The sequence below is a fragment of the Pseudomonas sp. LBUM1649 genome, from assembly GCF_059716155.1.
Genome location: NZ_CP166807.1, coordinates 4,281,246 through 4,304,511, shown reverse-complemented (window position 1 = coordinate 4,304,511; position 23,266 = coordinate 4,281,246). Strand labels below are relative to the sequence as shown.

At 59.8% G+C, this 23,266-nt stretch carries 19 protein-coding genes; 10 read left to right on the top strand and 9 right to left on the bottom strand.

Features of this window, described 5'->3' with window-relative positions:
• From ACA058_RS19855 to ACA058_RS19815, 9 genes are all read right to left on the bottom strand, one after another.
• Window positions 1-1,656 (bottom strand): PqiB family protein, encoded by a 1,656-nt coding sequence (locus tag ACA058_RS19855; RefSeq protein ID WP_497635549.1) that lies wholly within the window; start codon window positions 1,654-1,656, stop codon window positions 1-3.
• On the bottom strand, window positions 1,656-2,282 hold the full coding sequence (locus tag ACA058_RS19850; protein WP_497635548.1) for a paraquat-inducible protein A: 627 nt from the start codon (window positions 2,280-2,282) through the stop codon (window positions 1,656-1,658). Before ACA058_RS19850 ends, ACA058_RS19855 begins: the two co-directional genes overlap by 1 nt.
• Window positions 2,279-2,875 (bottom strand): paraquat-inducible protein A, encoded by a 597-nt coding sequence (locus tag ACA058_RS19845; RefSeq protein ID WP_497635547.1) that lies wholly within the window; start codon window positions 2,873-2,875, stop codon window positions 2,279-2,281. Before ACA058_RS19845 ends, ACA058_RS19850 begins: the two co-directional genes overlap by 4 nt.
• Window positions 2,876-2,929: 54 nt before the next feature.
• On the bottom strand, window positions 2,930-3,295 hold the full coding sequence (locus tag ACA058_RS19840; protein ID WP_497635546.1) for a hypothetical protein: 366 nt from the start codon (window positions 3,293-3,295) through the stop codon (window positions 2,930-2,932).
• Between the two features lie 115 nt (window positions 3,296-3,410).
• Entirely contained in the window at window positions 3,411-6,506 is a 3,096-nt protein-coding gene (locus tag ACA058_RS19835; RefSeq protein ID WP_497635545.1) for an efflux RND transporter permease subunit, read from the bottom strand.
• Window positions 6,503-7,615, bottom strand: a complete 1,113-nt coding sequence (locus ACA058_RS19830) for an efflux RND transporter periplasmic adaptor subunit (protein WP_497635544.1) — start codon at window positions 7,613-7,615, stop codon at window positions 6,503-6,505. The genes ACA058_RS19835 and ACA058_RS19830 overlap by 4 nt, the downstream gene beginning before the upstream one ends.
• Before the next feature lie 30 nt (window positions 7,616-7,645).
• Window positions 7,646-9,163 (bottom strand): efflux transporter outer membrane subunit, encoded by a 1,518-nt coding sequence (locus ACA058_RS19825; RefSeq protein ID WP_497635543.1) that lies wholly within the window; start codon window positions 9,161-9,163, stop codon window positions 7,646-7,648.
• A gap of 116 nt (window positions 9,164-9,279) precedes the next feature.
• On the bottom strand, window positions 9,280-9,495 hold the full coding sequence (locus tag ACA058_RS19820) for a hypothetical protein (protein WP_497635542.1): 216 nt from the start codon (window positions 9,493-9,495) through the stop codon (window positions 9,280-9,282).
• 246 nt (window positions 9,496-9,741) lie between these two features.
• Entirely contained in the window at window positions 9,742-11,202 is a 1,461-nt protein-coding gene (locus ACA058_RS19815) for an aldehyde dehydrogenase family protein (protein ID WP_497635541.1), read from the bottom strand.
• Window positions 11,203-11,852: 650 nt separating this feature from the next.
• Between ACA058_RS19815 and ACA058_RS19810 the strand changes: the two genes are divergently transcribed.
• The 10 genes from ACA058_RS19810 (at window position 11,853) to argE (ending at window position 23,264) form a co-directional block, all read left to right on the top strand.
• Complete coding sequence (locus ACA058_RS19810) at window positions 11,853-12,521, top strand: haloacid dehalogenase type II (protein WP_497635540.1); 669 nt, start codon at window positions 11,853-11,855, stop codon at window positions 12,519-12,521.
• A 36-nt stretch (window positions 12,522-12,557) separates the two neighbouring features.
• A complete protein-coding gene (locus tag ACA058_RS19805) occupies window positions 12,558-13,832 on the top strand; it encodes an NAD(P)/FAD-dependent oxidoreductase (protein ID WP_497635539.1) in 1,275 nt (424 codons plus the stop codon).
• 84 nt (window positions 13,833-13,916) lie between these two features.
• Entirely contained in the window at window positions 13,917-15,563 is a 1,647-nt protein-coding gene (locus tag ACA058_RS19800; protein ID WP_497635538.1) for an ABC transporter substrate-binding protein, read from the top strand.
• A 46-nt stretch (window positions 15,564-15,609) separates the two neighbouring features.
• Window positions 15,610-16,566: an ABC transporter permease gene (locus ACA058_RS19795; RefSeq protein ID WP_497635537.1), complete on the top strand. Its 957-nt coding sequence runs from the start codon at window positions 15,610-15,612 to the stop codon at window positions 16,564-16,566.
• Window positions 16,563-17,435: an ABC transporter permease gene (locus tag ACA058_RS19790; protein WP_497635536.1), complete on the top strand. Its 873-nt coding sequence runs from the start codon at window positions 16,563-16,565 to the stop codon at window positions 17,433-17,435. Before ACA058_RS19795 ends, ACA058_RS19790 begins: the two co-directional genes overlap by 4 nt.
• Before the next feature lies 1 nt (window position 17,436).
• Window positions 17,437-19,281 carry an ABC transporter ATP-binding protein gene (locus tag ACA058_RS19785; protein ID WP_497635535.1) on the top strand — a complete coding sequence of 615 codons (1,845 nt, stop codon included), beginning with the start codon at window positions 17,437-17,439 and terminating at the stop codon, window positions 19,279-19,281.
• Window positions 19,278-19,586: a (2Fe-2S)-binding protein gene (locus ACA058_RS19780; protein ID WP_497635534.1), complete on the top strand. Its 309-nt coding sequence runs from the start codon at window positions 19,278-19,280 to the stop codon at window positions 19,584-19,586. The genes ACA058_RS19785 and ACA058_RS19780 overlap by 4 nt, the downstream gene beginning before the upstream one ends.
• The gene (locus ACA058_RS19775; protein WP_497635533.1) at window positions 19,568-20,959 is read left to right on the top strand and encodes an FAD/NAD(P)-dependent oxidoreductase; all 1,392 of its coding nucleotides are present in this window, start codon (window positions 19,568-19,570) and stop codon (window positions 20,957-20,959) included. The genes ACA058_RS19780 and ACA058_RS19775 overlap by 19 nt, the downstream gene beginning before the upstream one ends.
• Window positions 20,956-22,110, top strand: coding sequence for an NAD(P)/FAD-dependent oxidoreductase (locus ACA058_RS19770; protein WP_497635532.1), 1,155 nt, complete (start codon window positions 20,956-20,958; stop codon window positions 22,108-22,110). The genes ACA058_RS19775 and ACA058_RS19770 overlap by 4 nt, the downstream gene beginning before the upstream one ends.
• Window positions 22,107-23,264, top strand: coding sequence for an acetylornithine deacetylase (gene argE / locus ACA058_RS19765; protein ID WP_497635531.1), 1,158 nt, complete (start codon window positions 22,107-22,109; stop codon window positions 23,262-23,264). Before ACA058_RS19770 ends, argE begins: the two co-directional genes overlap by 4 nt.
• Window positions 23,265-23,266 lie beyond the last annotated feature (2 nt).

Here is a 23,266-nt window from a genome sequence, read left to right as displayed (position 1 = left end):
TCAGTTGCGTGGAGGGGCCTTCAGATCCATCGGCGCGGCATTTTCGGGACGACCGCGGAGTAGCGACTCCGGATTCCGGCCCAGGTAGTCTGAGAGTTCTCGCAAGGAGCGCGACATGCGTCCGAGTTCGTCGAGGGTCTGGGTCAACTGCTCCCGTTGCGGCGAATCTTCGGCGAGTGTCGAATTGGCCGATTGCAAGGTTTTGCTGACGTCCGCCAAGGTGGTCTGCACGCCGGGCAGGGTCTTGGCGTTGAATTGAACGAGACCTTTACGCAGTTCGACAAGGTTGCTGTCCAGATTGCCGGCAATGCGTTCGATCGGCAGATCGTTGATTTTGGTAACCATGTTTTCGAGTTTTTCCTGCAACTGCTCAAGGCTGCCAGGAATGGTCGGGATAGTGACGGGCCGAGCGGTCGGGTTGAACACGACCTTCTCGGCTTTCGGGTAGAAGTCGAGCGAGATGTACAGCTGACCGGTCAACAGGTTGCCGCTGCGGGCCTGAGCGCGCAGACCATTTTCAATGAACGTTCCCATCAGACGAACGCCAGCGGCTTCGTCATTGGGGTCATGCTTCAAGACCTCAAGCATTTTGACGTGGGCCTGACCCAGTCGTTGCGGGTAGATCACGATACCGACGTTGACCGGGAAGCTGCGTTTTTTCGCGTCGAAATCCAGATTGACCGAGACCACCCTGCCGACCTCGATGCCGAGGAATTCCACCGGCGCACCGACCTTGAGCCCGCGCAAGGCCTGATCGAAACGCAAGCTCAGGTATTGCGGCTTGCCGTTGGGCGGGGCGAGGGCGGTTTGTTGATCGTCGAACAGGTCGAAAGTTTTTTCTTCGGTGGCGGGTACATCGTTGGGGCTGTACTCCGGGGCACGGAAGGCGATGCCGCCGACCAATATGGAGGACAGCGACTCGGTCTTCACTGAAAAACCATTGGCGCCGACATTCACATCAATCCCGCTGGCGTTCCAGAACCGGGTGTTTTCGGTGACGTAGGCATCGTTGGGTGAATGAATGAAGACTTCGATGTTAACCCCTTTGCCGTCGGCATCCAGGGCATAGGCGACCACCTGGCCGACTGGAATCTTGCGGTAGTAAACGGGGGAGCCAATGTCCAGCGAACCCAGGTTCTGGGTGCGCAGGGTGAAGCGTTTGCCCGGCTCGCCATAGGTAATCGGCGGCGGGTTTTCGAGGCCCGTAAATTTTTTCGCACGAGCGTTGGACTGTCCAATATCCGCGCCGATGTAATCCCCAGAGAGCAGGGTATCGATGCCCGAGACGCCGCCAGCACCGATACGCGGTCGCACCACCCAGAATTGCGAGTCTTCGCGGGTAAAACTTTCGGCTTGTTTGGCCAGTTTGATGGTGGCGTTGACACTCTTCTGGTCGTCGCTCAATTCCACGTCGGACACTGTTCCGATCACCACGTTGCGGTACTTGACCACGGTTTTGTTCGCAGTCAGACCGCTGCCGGTCTTGAAGTTCAGAGTGATGGTCGGTCCTTCCTGCATCAAGCTGTGCACCACCAGCGAGATCCCTACCAGCACCGCAACGATCGGCACGATCCACACCAGCGATACACTGAAACGTCGGGTTTTGATGGGGGCTTGACCCGGGATTTTCGCGCCGTCAGCGGCTTGCAGCGTCATCAATTTTGCTCCTTGTTTTGTGGGTTGTCCCAGATCAGGCGTGGATCGAAACTCATCGCCGACAGCATGGTGAATATCACCACCAGGCCAAAAAATAGAATGCCCATGCGCGGCTCGATATCGCCCAGCGCCTGGAACTTCACCAACGCTGCCACCAGCGCGACGACAATCACGTCAAGCATGGACCAATAGCCGATCAGCTCGACGAAACGGTACAGTTTTGATCGTTCCTTGCGCGCCCATTGGCTGTTGCGTTGCACGGTCACCAGCAGCAACGTCAGGGCGACGAATTTGATACCCGGTACGGCGATGCTGGCGATGAAAATAATCAGGGCAATATCCCAGGCACCGTGCTGCCAGAAATCCAGCACACCGCTCATGATGGTGCTGTCGGCTCCGGAGCCGAGCATGGTTGTATTCATCACCGGCAGCAGATTGGCCGGGATATAAAACACCAGCGACGCCAGCAAGTAAGCCCAGGTTCGGGTTAGAGAATTGATTTTTCGCTCGTGCAGCGGAGCGTCACATCGGTCGCATTGATGCGCACGATTGCTCAAGTCGCAGGCCCGGCCACAGGTATGACACAAGCAAAGGTTGAGTTCGCTGGAGGTCGGTGGCGCATTCATAGGATGTCCCACAATTCTCGAATATCACGCCCGGCAAGGCGGATCATCATCAGGCTGAGCACGGCCAGGGCAAACAGGCCGATACCGGGCATTACCTCGAGCAAGCCTGCGAGTTTGAACACCGCCACCATCGCCCCCAACAGGCAGACTTCCAGCATGCTCCAGGGCCGGAGGGTTTCCAGCCAGCGCATACACGGCTTGAACGCCGGCGAACGTCTGTTCGCTACTGCGAAACTCAAGACCCACATTAATAAAAGCAGCTGAAAAATTGGCGCGATGATGATGGCAATCGCCGCCACCATGGCAATAAACGTGATCGGTCCCAGGCTGAGGGCCAGTATCGAATCCCATAACGTGGCGCTGCTTTTCATACCTTGGAGGTTGATACTCATGACTGGATAGAAATTGGCGAAAACCCACAGCACCGCCGCGGTAAAGGTCAACGCTAAACGCTGCTCTATCGACAGGCCGTTAAAGCGCTGCAGCACGCCATCGCAACGCGAACAATAGGAAGTTTGATAGTTGACGAGGGTAACTTTTTCATACACGCAGTCACAATGCTCACAGATGACCAAGTGGTCGCGATTTGCCATGGATCTTACTCATAAAAAGCTGGTGAATACTGAAGGTGAGCCAATACAAAGAGGTTATAAAAATTCGCAAATATCATTAAATAAAACGCCTAATTCTGTGGGTCGACGCAACTCCTGCCAAAGAATTCTCTTTCGACAAACTTCTGCGATTACGCTTTTCCCGACCGCCGGGCCCGAGTAGCTGTTTACGTCCTGGCGGCATAGTTCGACGGCATCTCGGACCTTCATTCTTTCCTTGTCTTGCGGCGTTTCACGGACATAAAAGCCGAAAGCCAAGTACAAGGCGATGGCAATAATGATTCCGACAAGGACCGTGCTGACACGGCCCGTTCTCTTTTCTGACGGTAGTGGACCCCCAGGCGGAATCCGTTTTTTCTGCCTCACGGATTGGCAGTGTTTGCATAACATGGCTTCAGCCATGATGGCTTCCGCGCAATAGGGGCAACTCTTTTTACCAGCCTCAGATGAAACTCCTTTTTCAAAACAAGATTCTATCTTTAGGCTTTAGTCCCGAGGCATAACGCCACGGCACTCATCACCCAGAAGCGAGCGTGGCCTCACCCCTCACCGGTTGGGTGTCAGCGGCCGTCCGGCGACCCACCTTGAACCATGCGGCGTACAACGCCGGGACGAAGAAAATCGTCAGCAGCGTCGCCACGGTAAGGCCGCCCATGATCGCAATTGCCATTGGTCCCCAGAACACACTGCGCGTTAGCGGGATCATCGCCAGCACGGTGGCCAGCGCCGTCAGCATCACCGGACGGGCCCGGTGAATGGCGGCATCCAGCACAGCATTCCACGGGTCGCGCCCTTCGGCGATCTCGATTTGTATTTGATCGATCAGGATCACTGCGTTGCGCATGATCATGCCACCCAATGCGATGATGCCCAGGATGGCGACGAAGCCCAGCGGCGACTGGAACACCAGCAGCGCCGGCACCACGCCGATCAGGCCCAGCGGTGCGGTCAGCACTACCATCCACATGCGGGAAAAGTTCTGCAGTTGCAGCATAAGCAGCAGCAGGATGGTGATCAGCATCAACGGGGCCACCGCGAGTAGCGCCTTGTTGGCCTTGTCACTTTCCTCAACCGCGCCGCCCACATCGATGCGGTAACCGGTTGGCAGCTTGGCTTCGATGTCTTTGAGTAATGGCAGGATTTCCTGAGTCACCGATACACCTTGCTCACCATCCTTCACGTCGGCACGCACCGTGATCGCCATGTCGCGATTGCGGCGCCACAGTACTGGCTCTTCCAGTTCTGAGCGCACCTGTGCGACTTGCGACAGCGGCACCACCGTGCCCTGGCGTGTGTAAAGGTTGATGTTTTTCAGTGTGTCGAGGTTCAAGCGCTCCTCTGGCACGGCACGGGCCACGATGTCGATCAGGTCCTCGCGCTCACGTAGCTGCGACAGGGTTGCGCCGTTCATCACGGTCTGAGTCGCCAGCGACACGTCGGCCGGCGTCAGGCCCAGCGCGCTCGCCTTGTCCTGATCAAGCTCCACTTTCAGCGTACGCACCGGGTCGTTCCAGTCGAGCTGAAGGTCGCGCACCTTCTGGTTGGACGCCACCACCTTCTCCACATCACGGGCAATTTTGCGCACCACCTGGGTATCCGGGCCTACGACGCGGAACTGCACCGGGTAGCCGACAGGTGGTCCCAACTCGAGCCGGGTCACGCGTACCCACGCCTGTGGGAATTGTTGGTCAGCCGAGGCCACCAGCCGCGCACGTACTCGCTCGCGTGCATCCAGATCCTTGGTCATCACAACGAACTGGGCAAAACCCGGATTGGGCAGCTCGGGGTTGAGCGAGAGATAGAAGCGCGGTGCGCCAGCACCGGTGTAGGCGGTATAGAAACGCACGTCCTCGTCTTTCGCCAGGATCTCCTCCATGTGCTTGACCTGCTCGGTCGTTGCGGCGAACGAGGAGCCTTCCTTGACACGCAGGTCAATGACCAGTTCAGGACGCGAACTGTTGGGGAAGAATTGCTGCGGTACCAGCTTGATACAGGCCAGAGCAAGCACCAGAGCGCCAACCGTCGCACCGATGACCACCCAGCGGCGCTCGATGGCGGCGTCGATCAGGCGGCGCAGGCTGCGGTAGAACTTGGTGTCGTGCGGATCAGCGTGCTGGTGCGCGCCCAAGTCGTTGGGCAGCATCTTGACCGCCAGGTACGGTGTGAAGATGCCGGAACATATCCACGAGAACAGCACCGCGGCGCCAACGATCCAGAAAATGCCACCCGCGTACTCGCCGGTGGTGGACTTCGAGAGTCCGATCGGCAGGAAGCCTACGACGGTGATCAGCGCGCCGGTCAGGCGCGGCATGGCGGTGGACTGATAGGAAAAGGCGGCCGCCTTCACGCGGTCCATGCCGGTTTCCATCTTCGCCACCATCATCTCGATGGCGATGATGGCGTCATCCACCAGCAGTCCCAACGCGATAATCAGTGAGCCGAGCGAGATGCGCTCGAGGTTCCAGCCCATCGCCAACATCACCAGCGCTACGCCGCCCAGCACCAACGGCACCGTGGCTGCGACCACGAGGCCGGCGCGCCAGCCAAGGCTGGCCAGGCTCACCGCGATCACGATGATCAGCGCCTCGGCCAGCGCACGCCCGAAGTCCAGGATTGCATCCTTTACCGTGGTTGGCTGGTCGGCCACCAGCTCCAGTTCCACGCCGTGCGGAAGTTCCGACTGGATCTTGGCGACTGCCGTGTCCATCGCCTTGCCAAGATCAACGATGTTGCCGTCACTGGTCATTGTGATGCCGAGCATCAGCACTGGCTGGCCGTTGTGGCGTACCGTGTAGGTCGGCGGATCCTCGAAGCCACGTGTAACGGTCGCGATGTCACCGAGCTTGATCAGCCGGCCGCCCGCGGAGATGGGCACGTTGCGGATAGCCTCTTCGCTGGCGAATTGGCCGCTTACGCGCACCATGACGCGGTCGCCGCGGGTGTCGACCTGGCCTGCGGGCAACATGGTGTTCTGGCTCTTGAGGCTGTCGGCGATGGTCAGCGGGGTAATCCCCAGTGCGGCCAGGCGCTCGTGCGAGAACTCGACGTAGACACGCTTGGCCTGCTTGCCGATGAGATCGATCTTCTTGACCATCGGCACCTTCAGCATCTGGCGCTTGATGTCCTCGGCCGCGTCCGACAGGTCGGCGTGGCCAACGCCGTCGCCCTTGACCGCGTACATCAGGCCATACACGTCGCCATACTCATCGTTCAGGATCGGGCCGATCACGCCGTCAGGCATCTCGAGGCTCAGGTCGTTGAGTTTCTTGCGCGCCTGGTACCAGGCTTCTCGCTGGTCAGCCTTGGAAGTGCCGCCGCGCACGGTGAGCGTCATGCCTGCGTAACCTTGCCGCGCGTAGGTGACCACCTTCTCGAAGTTGTCGATCTGCTCGAATTTCTTCTCCATGCGGTTGAGGACCTGGTCCTGCAACTGCTGGGCAGTGGCGCCCGGCCAGATGACCATGGCGGTCATGGAGGGCACGGAAAAGTTCGGATCCTCGAGTTGGCCGAGCTTGGTGAAGCTGAAGGCGCCAGCTGCCGCGACAATCAGAAGCATGAACAAGACGATGGCGCGATGGCGCAGCGCCCAGTCGGTGAGGTTGAGGTTGTTCATCGGGCGGCCTGCTGTGTGGTATTCGTGTCAGCGATCGCCGCACCGGGGAGCGCGACCTTCAGTCCGGACGTCATCTTCTGGACGCCGGCGGTGATGACCAATACGCCAGCCTGCGGCCCGGAGACGAGCACCTCGTCATTGCGGTAGCCCCAAACTGCCACAGGCTCCAAATCGACGATGCCTGCTGGATCCTTGCCCGTGGGCGTGACCACCCATAGCGCCGGCTGACCGCCGTTCTGCGTCAATGCCGTGGCTGGCACTGCCGCCACAGAGACACTTGTCATGACTCGCTCGGCCATCACTGTGGCGGTGGCGCCAAGCGGCAGCGCCTGTATCGGCTTGAGCCGCGCGCGATAGGTGCGCGTCTGCGCTGCAGCCTGTGGCGACAGCTCGCGCAGCGTGACATCGAAGATCTCCTTCGGCGCACTGGCCAGCGAGGCCTTGAAACGCGCCTCCTTGAAGTCGGCTAGCTGATCCTCGGGCACGTCGATAACGATCTCGGATTCGCCCGGATTCGCGATCGAGACTACCGGTTGCCCCTCCGGTACGACCTGTCCGGCCTCAAAGCGCACAGTCGTGACGACGCCGCTACGTGAGGCGCGCAGCACGGTGTACTTGAGGCGGTTGCGCGCGAGTTCGAGCTTTCGCGCCTCGGCCTCGGCGGTCGCGTGCGCGGTTTGGGCATTGGTCTGCGCGCGCTCGGCGTCGGCCGCACTGACCGAGCCATCAGTCTTCAACGCGGTCAGGCGCTGGCGGTCCGAGTCGGCTTGGCGCGCCTGCTCGACAGCAACCGACCACTGGTGTCGCGACGTTTCTTCAGCGAGGCGGTAGTCGCTGTCATCCAGTACAGCCAGGATGTCGCCTTCACGCACAAACTGGCCCACATCGACCTTGCGCTGGGCGACCTTGCCACCCACGCGGAAGGCCTGGTCGACTTCATGTCGCGACTGTACGGTGCCCACGTAGCGACTGGCGTCGCGGGCATTGTCGTAGTTGATTGCAACGGTGCGCACCGGTCGTGGTGCCTGCACGGTGGGCTGGTCAGGGCTGCACGCGGACAGCATGACGGCTACGGCCAGGGCGCCGGCCGCAGTAAGGGAATTCTTCAAGACGGTTCCTCTTTGGAAAACGACAGATTCTTAGGACAGTGGTGGCCGGTCGGCTTTGGCGGATGCGGTTGGATTGGAGGGTTGTTCGAACACCTGCCAGCCCCCGCCCAGTGCCTTGTAGAGCTGCACGCTATCGAGCAGCAGGCGGGTGTTGCTTTCGTTGGAATTCAGGCGTGCCGCCAGGCGCGCCCGCTGCGAATCCAGCAGCGGCAACAGGTCGATTTGCCCGCGGTTATAGAGCGACTGGGCGCGGTTCTGCGCAGCCTCGGACGACGCGGCGGCCAATTGCAGCGACCCGGAACGGCGGCGTTCCTGGGCCAGCGTGACCAGGGCGTTTTCCACATCCTCGAGCGCCCGCACGATGCCGTCTTCGGCGCGCAGCAGCGCCTCTTGTTGAGCACTTTCAGCCGCTTCGTTGATCGCTTGCGTGCGCCCGGCGTTGAAGAGCGGCATCGCCAGCAGGCCTGCGACGTTAGTGAAGCGCGCAGCACCGAGATCGGCTCCGTTCAGGCTCAGGCCCTGACGGCCAAAGGACGCACCAAGGAAGAGTTGCGGGAACCACTCAGCTTTCGCTTGCTGGCGACGCGCATTGGCGGCGTCGAGCTGTGCCATCAGCGCCAGTACGTCGGGTCGGCGCTGCAGCAACTCGGCGGGCTGACCGGGCTTGGCCTCGGGCACGTCGATCGAATCACCGCTTGAAGGCTGGATGTTTGTGGTGTTGAAAGACTGGTCGGCGATCAGCACTGCGATACGGTGACGTGACACCGCCGCTTGGGTTTCCAGCGGCGGAATCTGCGCCCGAGCCGACAAGGCGTCGGTCTGCGCGCGTTCTACGTCGAAGGCCGATGCCAGCCCTACCTGTTGACGCGCGGTAACCAAGCGCAGCGTTTCATCCTGCATCGCCGAGATTGCGCGCAGCGTCGCGACTTGGCGCTGTGCACCTACCAGTGTGAAATAGTTGCTGACGACATCGCTCATCACCAGCAGGCGCACTCCACGCATGCTGTGTTCCGCGGCTAGCGCATCGGCGTCAGCCGCCGCTGCTCCGGCTCGCAGACGGCCGCTCAGGTCGAGTTCCCAAGAGACGTCCAGACCCACACTGGTGGTCTTTGTATCCGGATAACCCTGTTTCGTGGTCGAGTTGTAGCCGCTGCTGCGGTCACTGCCGGAGACAGATGCTCCGACGCTCGGGAACAGCCAGGACTGGCTGACCGTTTCGCCGGCTCGCGCGGCACGCAAGCGTTCGGCGGCAATCTTGACGTCGCGGTTTTCTCGCGCGGCTCGGCGCACCAGATCCGTCAGCAACGGGTCGTGGTAGACCTCCCACCACGCCGCTTCGGGTTCCATCTCGGAGGCAGTGCTTGCGGCGAAGTTACTCGGCAGGTCGACCGATGGCTTGACGACCGGTGTGGAGCAACCGGAAAGGGCGAGGGAGATCGAAGTGGCAAGGGCTGCCGCAATAACGAAGCCGGTCATGCGCCTGGTGCACTGTACGGTTGTCTGACCGGTGTGATGGGGCAGCGGATGGCAGGTGGAAAGTCGCGGCATTAGAGTGGACTCGTGTAGATTCGAGGTTGCATCAGCGTAAGTTCGGGGGCGCGCGAAGTCGTCAGCGAACCGTCGCGGTTCGGTCGCCATGCACGCGTTTGCAGAGGTTGAAGGGGTCACTCGCGATGGGGGTCTGTCGCCTGCTCACTGACCGCCGCCGCTAGATCCAGGCCAATCGACTCCAGCAATTCTTCAGCGCACGAGAACTCTCGCTGACGGCCGGTGACCAGGTTTTCGAGGCGGCCCACCAGGGCCCCCGGCGCGGCATCACTACGCAACTTGACTACGTATGAGCGGCGGCTCGGGTACTTGGATTCAGGGTTAAGGCTCATCGCAGACCTGGGGATCGAGAAAGTTCGATGACAGCGTAAGCCGCCCCTTGGGCTGAGTCGTAAGCGAAAGGTCAGAATAAGGTCGGGACAGCGTTCGCCCTGTCCCCTCGGGGGGTGATCTGAATGGCGGTTTTTCAATCTGAAGACAGCAGACGTTCGTTCAGTCACGAAATTCGATTTTCCGGCGCCCACTGCCGAGCGCAAGTCCAGGCAGCGGAGCACGCGTTAAACCAGTAATAAAAGTGATCAGCCGAATCCAATGATTGCTTTGGTTTCCAGGTACTCCTCGAAGCCGTGGACACCAAACTCCCGGCCATTGCCGGATCGCTTATAGCCGCCGAATGGTGCCATTGGATTCCAGGCGGGATAATTCAGATGCACTTGTCCTGCGCGGATACGAGAAGCAACTGAACGTGCAAGATCAAGGTCCTGAGCCTGAACATGAGCGCTCAGCCCATACACCGTATCGTTGGCGATAGCGACCGCCTCATCGATGGTTTCGTAGGGAATGATGCACAGCACTGGACCAAAAATTTCTTCTTGGGCGATCCGCATTGCGGAATCTACCTCGGAGAAAACAGTCGCTCGGGCGTAGAAGCCCTTTGCATAACCCTGTACACGTCCAGGTCCGCCGCAAACGAGTTTCGCGCCCTCATTCAGGCCCGTCTCGATCATGGCTTGCACGCGATTGAACTGGGCCTCGTTGGCAATGGGGCCGAGTATCGTCTCCTCCGATTGTGGATCCCCAATGACGATCGCATTGGCCGTTGCGGCAGCCAGCGATTCGACTTCCGCCAGCCTGTCCTTTGGAACGATCATTCTTGTCGGGGCGCTGCACGATTGTCCGACGTTTCGGAACGCAGACATTACTCCCAGCGGAACGGCTTTGGCGAAGTCGGCGTCGGGCAGCAGAACATTAGGGGACTTGCCTCCCAGTTCTTGCGTGACGCGCTTCACCGTATGGGCGGCCGCTTGTGCGACCAGCGCGCCGGCGCGGTTTGAGCCGGTAATCGAAATCATATCGATATCCGGGTGCGCAGCGATTGCTGCGCCGACCTCGGGACCACTTCCGTTCACGAGATTGAAAACGCCAGATGGAAGGCCCGCGTCATGGACCAGTTGTGCAAAAAGTAGGGCGCTCAAAGGCGACAGTTCGCTTGGTTTGAGGACCACTGTGCATCCAGCAGCTATAGCTGGGGCGACTTTCGCGGTGATTTGATAAAGCGGCCAGTTCCACGGAGTGATGAGACCGCAGACGCCTATGGGTTCGCGTTCAATCGCGGTGCCTTCTTCAACCGTCTGGAAACGATAGGTGGACAGGAGATCACGTGCGACCCTAACGTGTTCGGCAGCGAGGGGCACTTGCATTGCCCGCGCGAAACCGATGGCAGCGCCCATTTCGAGAGAGAGCGCCTGCGCAAGAACCTCTTTTCGCTCAAGGATGAGGTCATGGATCTTTCCAAGGACAAGCGCGCGCGACTCTGCCGAGGTGGCAGCCCAACCAGGAAACGCTGCACGCGCCGCAGATACCGCCCGATCAACGTCCTCGGCAGACCCTTGCGCGACCTGCGCAACAACATCTTCGCTTGCCGGATTGACCACCGGCAAACTTGCCGGGATTGCCGGGGAAGACCAACAGCCATTGATATAAAATTTGTGAGACGTTTGCGGATCGACGCCGTAGCTATTCGAAGATTGTATTGTCATCCAACTGGCTCCCGAGAGCGGTAATAGGTACTGCAAGCAGCAGAGGGTGCTCTTTCTCGCGACCTGCAAGGCCGGTGAAACAAAGATCAAGCCGAACGCGGAAATCACCAGGACATCGCTATGTCGAGTCTTCTCAATAAGCTAACAAAGCGTGCCAGATAAAATGTGCTGTTCTTCCGGTTCGCAAGGGAGAATCTGCCGTATCTGCCAGGCTGACTTTGCATGAGGGCAAGTTGACCCGGTTTTCGGCTAATAAAAGCAAGGTTGTCCCCAAGCGCATTGACTCTTGACTGGCCCCGCCTGACCTCGCAGCACAATCAGCGGGCGCGCCCTCAGCGAATGCCCCGTTCTCCTTCAACCAGGCTTAAATACTGCCGCAATTCGCGTCGTGCGTGGCTTGTCAGTGCACCATGACAGCCCGCGAACGCTTGGAAACAGGGGTGGAACGCCCGAGTCTGGAGCATCCCGCAAAGTCTGCTGAGCAGGCCCTGTAAAACGGTGGTTTGTACCAAGCGGCCTATACTTTTAACCGTTTCTGCATGGTCTCTTGGTGTTGTAATAAATCCGTGATGCAGCGTTGCACCGATGCTTCCAGAGCGGAGTAACTGCTTGCCCCGTCATGACTTCAACAATCACAAAGGACCGCACTCATGAGCTTTCTTCGACCCAAGTTTATTACCTTTGACTGCTATGGCACGTTGACCAACTTTCAAATGGGAAATATGACGCGCGAACTGTTCGCTGATCGTGTCCCTTTCGAGCAAATGGATCAGTTCGTCAAGGACTTCTCCGCCTATCGCCTGGATCAGGTGATGGGTGACTGGCGGCCATATGATGAAATCATCAAGACCGCCTTGGCGCGCGTCTGCAAGCGTTGGGGTGTCGAGTACAAGGGCGAAGGCCAGCTCTACTACGACGCCGTACCGACTTGGGGTCCGCATGCCGACGTACCGGCTGGCCTGGCAAAAATCGCCGACAAGATTCCCTTGGTGATTTTCTCCAACGCGATGGACGAACAGATCATGTCCAACGTCGACAAACTCGGCGCTCCTTTCCATAAAGTCTTCACCGCCCAACAAGCCCAAGCCTACAAGCCGCGCCTGGCCGCCTTCGAGTTCATGCTCGATAACCTGGGCTGCGGACCAGAGGACGTTCTGCATGTGTCCTCGAGCTTCCGTTATGACCTGATGCCGGCCAGCGACATGAAGATCAAGAACAAAGCCTTCGTCGCTCGTGGTCATGAACAGCCAGCGAATGCGGTCTATGGCTACCATCAAATCCCGGATATCGGCGCATTGCCCGGGTTGGTCGGTCTCTAAGTCTCAGGGCTCTCTTCAAGGTAAAAGGGGTTAGACATGGGCAGTGAGTCCTATTGGCTCGATACCGCACCAGTATTCACCGGTGCTCAGCTCGGTGCGTTGCCCGGGCAGGTCGATGTGGCCATCGTCGGTGGTGGTCTCACCGGCCTGTCGGCGGCCCGCGCCTTGGCCTTGAAGGGGGCCAGTGTGGTGGTGCTGGAAGGGGGGCGGGTGATTGGCGAAGCTTCGGGGCGCAATGGTGGTCACTGCAGCACCGGGGTTGCCCAAGACTACGCGGCACTCAGCGCCAGCCTCGGCGCTGACAAGGCGCGTGCTTATTACCAGGCCTATGAAAGCGCAGTACAGAGCGTCGTCTCATTGGTGGAGCAGGAGCAGATTGCCTGCGACCTCAAGCGCAATGGCAAGCTCAAGCTGGCCGCCAAACCGATGCATTACGAAGGTTTGGCGCGCACCTGCGAATTGATTCGGCGGGAGGTCGACGCCGAGGTTGAATTGCTCTCTGCGCAAGAGGCCCGTGCTGAAGCCAACTCGGCCGAGTTCCATGGAGGCTTGTTGCAGCGCAACGGTGTGCAGATGCACGTCGGGCGCTTCGGTGTCGGGTTGGCCGAGGCGGCAGCACGACATGGCGCGTTGATCTTTCAGGGCGTGTCAGTGACGGACTGGAAAGCCAGGGTCGGCGGCTATCAGGTCAACACCACCAAGGGCTCGCTACACGCCAAGCAGATTCTGCTGGCCACAGGCACCTGCCAGCAGGGCGGATTGGGCTGGTATCGGCGGCGGATCGTGCCGGTGGGCAGTTTCGTGATTGCCACCGAGGTGCTACCGCAGGCCCTGATCGACAGCTTGCTACCGGCACGGCGTTCCTATGTCACCAGCCGCATGATCGGTAACTACTTCCGCCTGACGCCGGACAACCGCTTGCTGTTTGGCGGTCGTGCGCGGTTTGCCATGTCTGACAGCGTTTCCGACGCCAAGAGCGGCAAAGTGTTGCAAGCGGCGATGGTGCAGATGTTCCCGCAGTTAGCCAGCGTGAAGATCGATTATTGCTGGGGTGGGTTGGTGGACATGACCTCTGATCGGTTGCCCCGGGCCGGCCAGCATGGAGGCGTTTATTACTCCATGGGTTACAGCGGTCATGGGGTTCAAATGTCGGTGCACATGGGGCAGGTCATGGCCGAGGTCATGGCCGGAAAGGTCGAAGCCAATCCCTGGCGCGAACTCGATTGGCCAGCCATCCCCGGACATTTCGGCAAGCCTTGGTTCCTGCCTCTGGTGGGTGCGTATTACCGCCTGCAGGACTACTTGCACTGAGTTCGTGGGGACGCTTTACATTTCCACAAATTGCATTAATCGCGAGCAATCTAGCGTTATCCATTTGCCAAAGGTAGAACTGACATGACGGACAATAAAAAAAGTATCGACTCCCAGTTGATCACCGGTAAAGAAAGTCTGCGGGTTTTCGAAGGGCTCAATCGCGGGATGTCGCGCCGCAATGCATTGCAGATGCTGGGGTTGGCAGGGGTGGCTGTCGCGGGCGCCAGTAGTCTGTTCGGCGCCGCTGGCAAGCTGTTTGCCGATGATGAAGCTGCCAGTCCTGGCAAAGGCAAGCCCGGCGGTCGTATTCGCGTCGCAGGCTCGTCCAGTTCCACCGCCGACACCCTGGACCCAGCCAAAGGTTCGTCGTCCACCGACTACGTGCGTCATTACATGTTCTACAACGGCCTGACCCGTTTCGACAGCCATATGGTGCCGCAATTGGAGTTGGCCGAGCGTATCGAAACCACTGACGCTACGCTCTGGGTGATCAGCCTGCGCAAAGAAGTGACCTTCCACAACGGCAAGGCACTGACCGCCGCCGATGTGGTGTTTTCTCTGTTGCGGCACAAGGACCCCATCACCGGTTCCAAGGTCCTGCCGCTGGCGTCGCAGTTCGCCGAAGTCAAAGCCAACGGCTCCCACGAAGTGCAGATACGATTGAGCGGCCCCAATGCTGAACTGCCGTCTGTTCTTGCCGTCTCTCACATGTTGATCGTTCCCGAGGGGACGAGCGATTTCAGTCAGGGCATCGGTACCGGCCCGTTCAAAGCCAAGGAGTTCAAGCCCGGGGTGCGTTCGATTGGTGTGCGTAATACCAATTACTGGAAACCCGGCTTGCCGTATCTGGACGAGATCGAATTTATCGCCATTGCCGACGAGCCGTCACGGATCAACGCCCTGTTGTCGGGCGACGTACACATCGTCAACGAGGTTAACCCGCGCTCAACGGTTCGCATCAAGGGCAGCACCAAACATCGGGTCGTGGACTCGCCGTCGGGTAACTACACTGACTTGATCATCCGTCAGGACCAGATGCCAGGCCAGAACCCGGAATTCACCCAGGCCATGAAATTGCTGCTGGACCGGGAACAGATCAAGTCAGCGATATTCCGTGGCTACGCCAGGGTCGGCAACGATCACCCGATTGCACCCGGTGCGCGCTTCTTCAACGCTGACCTGCCACAACGTGCTTACGATCCGGAAAAAGCCAAGTTCCTGCTCAAAAAGGCCGGCATGGAAAGCATCACCATGCCGCTGATGTGCTCGCCGGCAGCGACCGGTTCGGTGGACATCGCTGTGCTGATGCAGCAGTCAGCCAAACAGGCCGGGCTCAAGCTCGACGTCAACCGTCTGCCGAGCGATGGCTACTGGTCCAACCACTGGGCGAAGCATCCGCTGAGCTTTGGCAACATCAACCCGCGTCCCAATGCCGACATGCTTTTCTCGCAGTTCTTCCAGTCGACAGCACCCTGGAATGAATCCGGCTGGAAAAACGATCAGTTCGACCAGCTGTTGGTTCAAGCCCGAGGTGAAACCGACGAGGCCAAGCGCGGCAAGATGTACGCAGACATGCAAACCCTGGTGCATGAGCACAGCGGCATAGGCGTGCCAGTGTTTATCAGCAACATCGATGGTGCCGATCAGCGAGTCAAAGGCTATGGCACCAATCCCCTGGGCGGTTTCATGGGGTACATGTTTGCCGAGCAGGTCTGGCTGGACGCTTGATGTCAGTCGGGTTTTTGCTGCAGCTACATTGCATGAGGATAGGGTGATGAATAGCAACACACTGTGGTTGATCGGCCGGCGCCTGGGCGCGGCGATCGTGACCTTGTTGATTGTGTCCATGGTGGTGTTCGCCATCACGGCGGTGCTGCCGGGAGACGCGGCGCAACAGTCTCTGGGGCAATTCGCCACGCCAGAACAAGTGGCAGCCTTGCGCTTGAAAATGGGGCTGGATCAGCCCGGTGTGTTGCGTTACCTGCACTGGTTGATGAACCTGCTCAGCGGTGACATGGGGGTGTCGGTGTCCAATGCCATGCCGGTCAGTGACTTGATGTCCGGACGTCTGCCCAACACCCTGATGCTGGCGGCCGCCACGGCGTTAGTGTCAGTACCGGTCGCGTTGATCCTGGGCATCGGTTCGGCCATGGGCCGGGGCGGACGTATCGACAGCGTCCTCAGTTTTTTCACCTTGACCATGGTGGCGGTTCCGGAGTTTCTGGTCGCGACCCTGGCGGTGTTGATATTCGCGGTAAACCTGGGCTGGTTGTCGGCGCTGTCCTACGCCAGTGACATCACGTCACCCTGGCAATTCATGCGTACTTACGCGTTGCCGGTGATGACGCTGTGCTGCGTGATTGTCGCGCAAATGGCGCGCATGACCCGGGCGGCAGTGATCGACCAGCTCGACAGCCCTTACGTGGAAATGGCCCGGCTCAAAGGTGTAAGCAAGATTCGGATCGTCCTGCGCCATGCCTTGCCCAATGCCATCGGCCCCATCGCCAATGCCATCGCCCTGAGCCTGTCCTACCTGTTGGGCGGGGTGGTGATCGTTGAAACGATCTTCAACTACCCCGGCATCGCCAGCCTGATGGTCGATGCCGTGACCAACCGTGACATGGCACTGGTTCAAGCCTGCACCATGTTGTTTTGTGCGGCGTATCTGACGTTGGTACTGATTGCCGACCTGTGCGCGATTCTTTCCAATCCGAGGCTGAGAAATCAATGAACAATCTCATTGTGAAATCGCCGGCTACTACCAAATTGGCGCTGGGCAAGGTTTCCCACGGATCGTCCTGGCTCGGCCTGATTGGCGCTGCGATGTGTGTGATCTGGTTGCTGGTGGCCATTTTCGGCCCTTGGCTGGCACCGCATCCGGTGGGGCAAGTAGTCTCTGATAATGTCTTTGACAACCTGAGTGCTGCTTACCCGTTCGGCACCGATTACCTGGGCCGCGACATGCTCAGCCGGGTCCTTGTCGGTGCACGATTCACTGTGGGCCTGGCGTTGGTGGCCGCGGTGCTGGCCAGCAGTCTGGGGACCGGTTGTGCATTGTTGTCGGTGGTGTCACCGAAGTGGCTGGATGAACTGATCAGTCGCCTGATGGACGCTTTCATTTCGATCCCCAGCAAGATGCTGGCGCTGATCATGGTCTCGGCCTTCGGCTCCTCGGTCACCTTGCTGATCTGCACGGCGGTATTGAGCTTCACCCCGGGTGCATTCCGCATCGCCCGCAGCATGGCGGTGAACATCGAAGCGCTGGAGTACGTGCAAGTGGCCCGTACTCGCGGCGAGCGTCGGCTATACATCGCCTGCGTGGAAATCCTGCCGAACATGCTCAACCCGGTGCTGACGGACCTGGGCTTGCGATTTGGCTTCATCGTGCTGCTGCTCAGCGGCATGAGCTTTCTTGGCCTGGGTGTGCAACCGCCGGATGCCGACCTCGGCTCGCTGGTGCGCGAGAACATTGGCGGCCTCAATCAGGGCGCACCGGCCATCGTGATTCCGGCCCTGGCCATCGGTACCCTGACCATCGGTGTGAATCTGTTTATCGACCGGCTGTCGTCGCGACGTAGTCGACGTTCGGGAGGTCATTGAAATGAGTGAATTAATTCGGGTTCAGGACCTGCGAGTGGTCGCCTGTGGCGAGCTTGGTGAGGTGGAAATCGTCAAGGGCGTAAGTTTCTCTCTGCGCAAAGGCGAAGTGCTGGCGTTGATCGGTGAGTCCGGCTCCGGCAAGACCACTATCGCCCTGGCGTTGCTCGGTTATGCCCGACGCGGTTGTCGGCTGGCTGGCGGCATGGTGCAAATCGGCGAGCACGACATGCTGGCGTTGAACGAAAGCCAGTTGCAAAAATTGAGAGGCAACCGGGTTTCGTATATCGCCCAGAGCGCCGCAGCGGCGTTCAATCCGGCGAAAAGACTCATCGATCAAGTGATTGAGGGCGCGTTGATTCATGGCTTGGGCAACCAGGCTGTACTTGAGGCCAAAGCCATAGAGTTGTTCCGCGACCTGGCCCTGCCAGACCCCGATCACATTGGCCAGCGTTACCCTCATCAGGTTTCCGGCGGGCAACTGCAACGTGTGATGGCTGCCATGGCGCTGATCAGCGATCCATTGCTGGTGGTGCTCGACGAACCGACGACGGCGCTTGATGTGACGACCCAGATCGATGTTCTGCGGGCGTTCAAACGAGTGGTACGCGAACGTGGCGCGACGGCGGTCTACGTATCCCACGACTTGGCTGTGGTGGCACAGATGGCCGATCAGATTGTGGTGCTCAATGGCGGCGAGATCTTCGAACAGAGCGCCACGGCACCATTGCTCAAAGGCCCGGCCCACGAATACACCCGCAGCTTGTTGGCGGCAGCACGGCCGGACACCACAATTCGTCCACCTTGTGGTGTTGCTGAAGACACGCCTTTGCTGACAATCCAGGGTCTGACTGCCGGTTATGGCAACAAGAACGGGCATGGCATGCCATCGATCCTCGTATTGGAGGACATTGATCTGACCGTGCGTCGGGGCCAGGCGATTGGAGTCATCGGTGAGTCAGGTTCCGGCAAGTCGACGTTGGCGCGGGTGGTCGCCGGGTTGTTGTCGCCAGCCCTCGGCGGGCTGACTTTCGATGGCCAGCCCCTGGGTGGCAGCCTGTCGTCGCGCACCGACGAGCAGTTCCGACGCATTCAAATGGTCTTCCAGAATGCCGACACCGCACTCAACCCGATGCACAGTGTCAGCGCTATTCTGAGTCGTCCGCTGAAGATGTATTTCGGCCTCAAGGGTGCGGCTTTGCGCGAGCGTATTGGCGAGTTGCTGGATCTCGTTCGTTTGCCGCGCACGATGGCTGAACGTCGTCCGAACGAACTGTCCGGCGGGCAGAAACAACGGGTCAACCTGGCCCGGGCCCTGGCCGCCAAGCCTGATCTGATTCTCTGCGACGAAGTGACTTCGGCGCTGGATACCGTGGTCGGTGCAGCGATTCTCGAACTGTTGCGCGACCTGCGCCAGCAACTGGGGGTGTCCTATCTGTTCATCAGCCATGACATCTCCACCGTGCGAGCCCTGTGCGACGACATTGTGGTGATGTACAGCGGCCACAAGATTCAGGCCGGTACTCGACAATCGTACGCTGAAGCACCATTCCATCCCTATACCGATCTGTTGATCCATTCAGTGCCGGAGTTGCGCCAGGGTTGGCTGGAAAGCTGTGGAACAACGACCTGTGGCACGCTGCCGCCCATCGGAGCAAAGGCCAATGTGCCAGGGCTGTGTACTTTCCTCAATCGCTGCCCGGTGCGGGTGGACGGTCTGTGCAATTGCGTCCCGCCGGAACGCCGGATGATTGTTGGCGGCAGTGAAATCCTTTGCCATCACGACAGTGCCGAGCTGATGAAAACCCAGCAGTATTCGAACAACATGATCGTGGGAGCCTATGCATGAACGGGCGTTTCGTCAGGCTGGCCGAACAAGCTCGGCCAACCGTCCAGTTGAAGGTCGACGGCATGCCCATCGAAGCGTTGCAGGGCGATACGCTGATGGTCGCGTTACTGACTCAGGGCTCGGCGTTGCGCCAATCGGAGTTCGATCCAGGTCGGCGCGCCGGATTCTGTCTGATGGGTGCCTGCCAGGACTGTTGGGTCTGGACCCGCAGCGGCGAGCGTCTACGCGCCTGTTCCAATGAGGTCCGTGAAGGCCTGGATATTGTCACCACACAACCGGAGGCGATATGGCCACTGCGCGGCTGAGCACTCATCGAGTCGTTATCGTCGGCGCCGGGCCGGCCGGTACGCGTTGTGCCGAAACCCTGGTCGCCGCTGGATTCAAGCCCATCCTGATCGATGAAAATCGCCGGGATGGCGGGCAGATCTACCGTCGCCAGCCCGAAGGTTTTACCCGGGATTACGCCACGCTGTATGGCACCGAAGCCGACAAGGCAGGGAACCTGCACCAGAGCTTCGACCGCTTGCGCGGGCAGATCGACTACCGCCCTGACACGCTGGTATGGAACCTGACACCGGGGCAACTGTGCTGTGTCAGCCAGGGCAAGCATTCGACGGTGGATTACGACGCGCTGATCCTCTGCACCGGCGCCACTGACCGCTTGATGCCGATCGAAGGCTGGCAATACGCGGGCACCTATAGCCTCGGCGGGGCGCAGATCGCCCTCAAGTCTCAGGCTGTGTCCATCGGCCACCGCGTGGTGTTCATGGGCAGCGGGCCGTTGCTGTATCTGGTTGCCAGCCAATACGTCAAGGCCGGCGCCGTGGTTGCGGCGGTGCTCGACACTTCGCCGCTGAGAAAACGCATCCTCGCCATGCCGAAACTGCTGGCGCGTCCCGGATTGCTGTTCTCCGGAATGAAACTGCTGGCGCAACTGTACCGAGCGAAGATCCCGGTGTATTTGGGGGTTGAACCCCTGCAAGTGTTGGGCGATGCGGCCCGTGGTGTCAGCGGGGTGCGGGTGCGTACCGCATACGGGAAGACCCTGGCGGTGGAGTGCGACGCCGTGGCGCTGGGTTACCACTTGCGTCCGGAAACCCAACTGGCCGACCTGGCCGGCTGCGTTCTGCGCTTCGATGAAGCGTCGAGCCAATGGGTCCTGGCCACTGACGAAGACGGTCGGACCTCAGTCAGCGGTGTATATGCAGCCGGTGACGGCTCCAGGATTCGCGGGGCCGATGCCGCTGAGTGCGCGGGGCGTCTGGCCGCACTGGCGCTGTTGCGCGATATGCAACATCCGGTGGATGCCAAACAGGTCGATGAACAACGCCATGCCTTGAAAGCGATGGATGAATTTCGCCTCGGTCTGGCCCAGGCATTTCCCTGGCCTTCCGCCCAGGCCAAAGCGCTGCCGGATGAGGCGATCGTCTGTCGCTGCGAAATGATCACGGCCGGCGAGTTGCGCCGGACCGTCAGTGAGAAGGGTGCCTGTGAAGTGAATCGGGCCAAAGCCTTCAGCCGGGTTGGCATGGGCCGTTGCCAGGGTCGTTATTGCTCCCAGGCCGGGGCTGAGGTGATCGCTGCCGCCGCGGGCGTCAGCGTGCAACAGGTCGGCCGACAACGGGGGCAGGCGCCGGTCAAACCCCTTTCGATACTCACCGAGGAGGTGGCGCCATGACGGTACAGAAAGCCGATGTCGTGATTGTCGGCGGCGGCCTGATGGGCTCGGCGGCAGCGTTTTTCCTGCGCCAGCGCGGGCAGTCGGTGATTTTGCTGGAACGCGACCAGATCGGTCAGTACGCCAGCGGTGTGAACTTCGGCAATGTGCGACGTCAGGGGCGTTACCTCGGGCAGCTTGAATTGGCCAATCGTTCCTGGGCGTTGTGGAAGCGTCTGCCGGAACTGATCGACGATGACCTGGAATTCATCGCCAGTGGGCATTTGCGGGTGTGTTACCGCGAAGACGAGATTGCCGAGCTGCAAGCTTACGCAGACGCTCCTGAGGCAGAGCAGCTGGACCTGAAGATCTTTCAGGGCGCCGAGTTGCACAAGCGCTTTGCGTTTCTCGGCCCCGATGTGAAGGGCGGCTCATACGCCCCACACGATGGGCACGCCAACCCACGTTTGGCAGCCCCGGCGTTTGCCCGCGCAGCTCGACGCCTCGGTGCGCGGATCGAAGAGCGGACTGAAGTGGCTGAGGTGCAGAAGGTCGGCGCAGAGTTCAACATCAGTACCACCGACGGCCGTCAGTTCAGCGCCGCTCAGCTGTTGATCACCGCTGGCGCCTGGGGCCAAAAACTCTCGGCGCAGTTCGGCGAACCGGTGCCGCTGGAGACCCATGGCCCGCAAATGGCCGTGACCGAGCCCGTACCCTACGCCTTGCCGACAGTTATCGGCGTCTACACCAAAATTCCCGAGGAAGTGATCTATTTTCGCCAGATCCCCCGCGGAAACATTGTCATCGGCGGTGGCTATCGCAGCAGACCGGACATGCTTACGCGTCGGGCTCAGGTTGAGCCGCGCAGCATCCTCAATCAGTTCGAGCAAATGCGTCGTCTGCTACCCGGTGTTGGCAACCTGAATATCATTCGGGTCTGGAGTGGTATCGAAGGCTACCTGCCTGATTCCCTGCCCGTGATGGGGCCGAGCGGCACCGTTGATGGTTTGTTCTATGCATTCGGGTTCTGCGGCCATGGCTTCCAGCTTGGCCCGGGCGTCGGCGATGTGATGGCCGAACTGATCAGCACCGGCAGCACCGGCACTTCGATTTTGCCATTCTCCATCAAGCGGTTCGCCACTAACGTCGAGCAACGGAGCAAGGCCTCATGAAACCCCGTGTACTGGACATCCTCAATCGCCTGATGGCCTTTGAAACCGTATCTTCGGAATCGAACATGGCCTTGATCGAGTATGTACGCGATCTGCTCCTGACCAAGGGCATCGAGTCGTTGATCGTCAAAGACGCCTCAGGCAAGAAAGCCAACCTGTTCGCCAGTACCGGTCCGCGGGAGGTGCCGGGGATTCTGCTGTCCGGTCATACCGACGTGGTGCCGGCAGCGGGGCAGGCCTGGACCGTTCCGGCGTTTCAGGCGACCGTGCAGGACGGACGGATTTATGGCCGTGGCAGTTGCGATATGAAGGGCTTTGTCGCCCTGGCAATCGACGCCATGCTCGATGCCGCCGATCATCCGTTGAGTCGGCCGTTGCAACTGGCGCTGTCCCATGACGAAGAAATCGGCTGCGTGGGTGTTCGACGCTTACTGGATGTGTTGCATCTGGCGCCGGTGCGGCCGTTTCTGTGTGTGATCGGTGAGCCAACCAACATGCAGTTTGTGCTTGGGCACAAGGGCAAGGGTTCTTACCGTTCTTACTGTCGTGGCCTGGAGGCCCATTCCTCCCTGGCACCACGCTCGGTCAATGCGATTCACGTGGCTTGCGATTTCATCGCCGCGCTGCGTCAGGGCCAGCAGCAACTGCAAGAGCAGGGCGCTCAGGATGCCGAATACGATGTGCCCTACAGCACCGTGCATGTCGGGCAGATCGTCGGCGGCAAGGCGCTGAACATCGTGCCGAACTTGTGCACCCTTGATTTCGAAGTGCGTAACTTGCCGGCTGACGACCTGGATCAATTCCTGGAGCAGATGCGCGAGCGGGCCGAAGTGATCGTGCGCGAAGCCAAAAAGTTGTCTAGCGTGGCGGATATCGAAATTGAGACCCTGAATGTCTATCCAGGCCTCGATACCCACCCGAGCGTCGAAGCGGTGCGGTTTCTGAAAAACTTCGCCGCCCCAGACACCGGTACTGCCAAAGTCTCATTCGGCACCGAGGGCGGGTTGTTCAAACAACGCCTGGATGTGCCGGTGGTGGTCTGCGGCCCAGGCTCGATAGAACAGGCACACAAGCCTGACGAATTCATCGAGATCAGCCAGATGGAAGCCGGCGAGCATTTCCTGCAAGGGTTGTTGGGCTCAATGCGGCTTTAGCG

Bases quoted from the DNA above. Each gene is read 5' to 3' on its own strand.
- ACA058_RS19840 (WP_497635546.1), bottom strand. From the start codon at position 3,295: ATGGCTGAAGCCATGTTATGCAAACACTGCCAATCCGTGAGGCAGAAA.
- ACA058_RS19780 (WP_497635534.1), top strand. From the start codon at position 19,278: ATGAACGGGCGTTTCGTCAGGCTGGCCGAACAAGCTCGGCCAACCGTC.
- ACA058_RS19775 (WP_497635533.1), top strand. From the start codon at position 19,568: ATGGCCACTGCGCGGCTGAGCACTCATCGAGTCGTTATCGTCGGCGCC.
- ACA058_RS19800 (WP_497635538.1), top strand. From the start codon at position 13,917: ATGACGGACAATAAAAAAAGTATCGACTCCCAGTTGATCACCGGTAAA.
- ACA058_RS19850 (WP_497635548.1), bottom strand. From the start codon at position 2,282: ATGAATGCGCCACCGACCTCCAGCGAACTCAACCTTTGCTTGTGTCAT.
- ACA058_RS19785 (WP_497635535.1), top strand. From the start codon at position 17,437: ATGAGTGAATTAATTCGGGTTCAGGACCTGCGAGTGGTCGCCTGTGGC.
- ACA058_RS19835 (WP_497635545.1), bottom strand. From the start codon at position 6,506: ATGAACAACCTCAACCTCACCGACTGGGCGCTGCGCCATCGCGCCATC.
- ACA058_RS19845 (WP_497635547.1), bottom strand. From the start codon at position 2,875: ATGGCAAATCGCGACCACTTGGTCATCTGTGAGCATTGTGACTGCGTG.
- ACA058_RS19820 (WP_497635542.1), bottom strand. From the start codon at position 9,495: ATGAGCCTTAACCCTGAATCCAAGTACCCGAGCCGCCGCTCATACGTA.
- ACA058_RS19855 (WP_497635549.1), bottom strand. From the start codon at position 1,656: ATGACGCTGCAAGCCGCTGACGGCGCGAAAATCCCGGGTCAAGCCCCC.
- ACA058_RS19795 (WP_497635537.1), top strand. From the start codon at position 15,610: ATGAATAGCAACACACTGTGGTTGATCGGCCGGCGCCTGGGCGCGGCG.
- ACA058_RS19770 (WP_497635532.1), top strand. From the start codon at position 20,956: ATGACGGTACAGAAAGCCGATGTCGTGATTGTCGGCGGCGGCCTGATG.
- ACA058_RS19825 (WP_497635543.1), bottom strand. From the start codon at position 9,163: ATGCCGCGACTTTCCACCTGCCATCCGCTGCCCCATCACACCGGTCAG.
- ACA058_RS19805 (WP_497635539.1), top strand. From the start codon at position 12,558: ATGGGCAGTGAGTCCTATTGGCTCGATACCGCACCAGTATTCACCGGT.
- ACA058_RS19810 (WP_497635540.1), top strand. From the start codon at position 11,853: ATGAGCTTTCTTCGACCCAAGTTTATTACCTTTGACTGCTATGGCACG.
- argE (WP_497635531.1), top strand. From the start codon at position 22,107: ATGAAACCCCGTGTACTGGACATCCTCAATCGCCTGATGGCCTTTGAA.
- ACA058_RS19790 (WP_497635536.1), top strand. From the start codon at position 16,563: ATGAACAATCTCATTGTGAAATCGCCGGCTACTACCAAATTGGCGCTG.
- ACA058_RS19815 (WP_497635541.1), bottom strand. From the start codon at position 11,202: ATGACAATACAATCTTCGAATAGCTACGGCGTCGATCCGCAAACGTCT.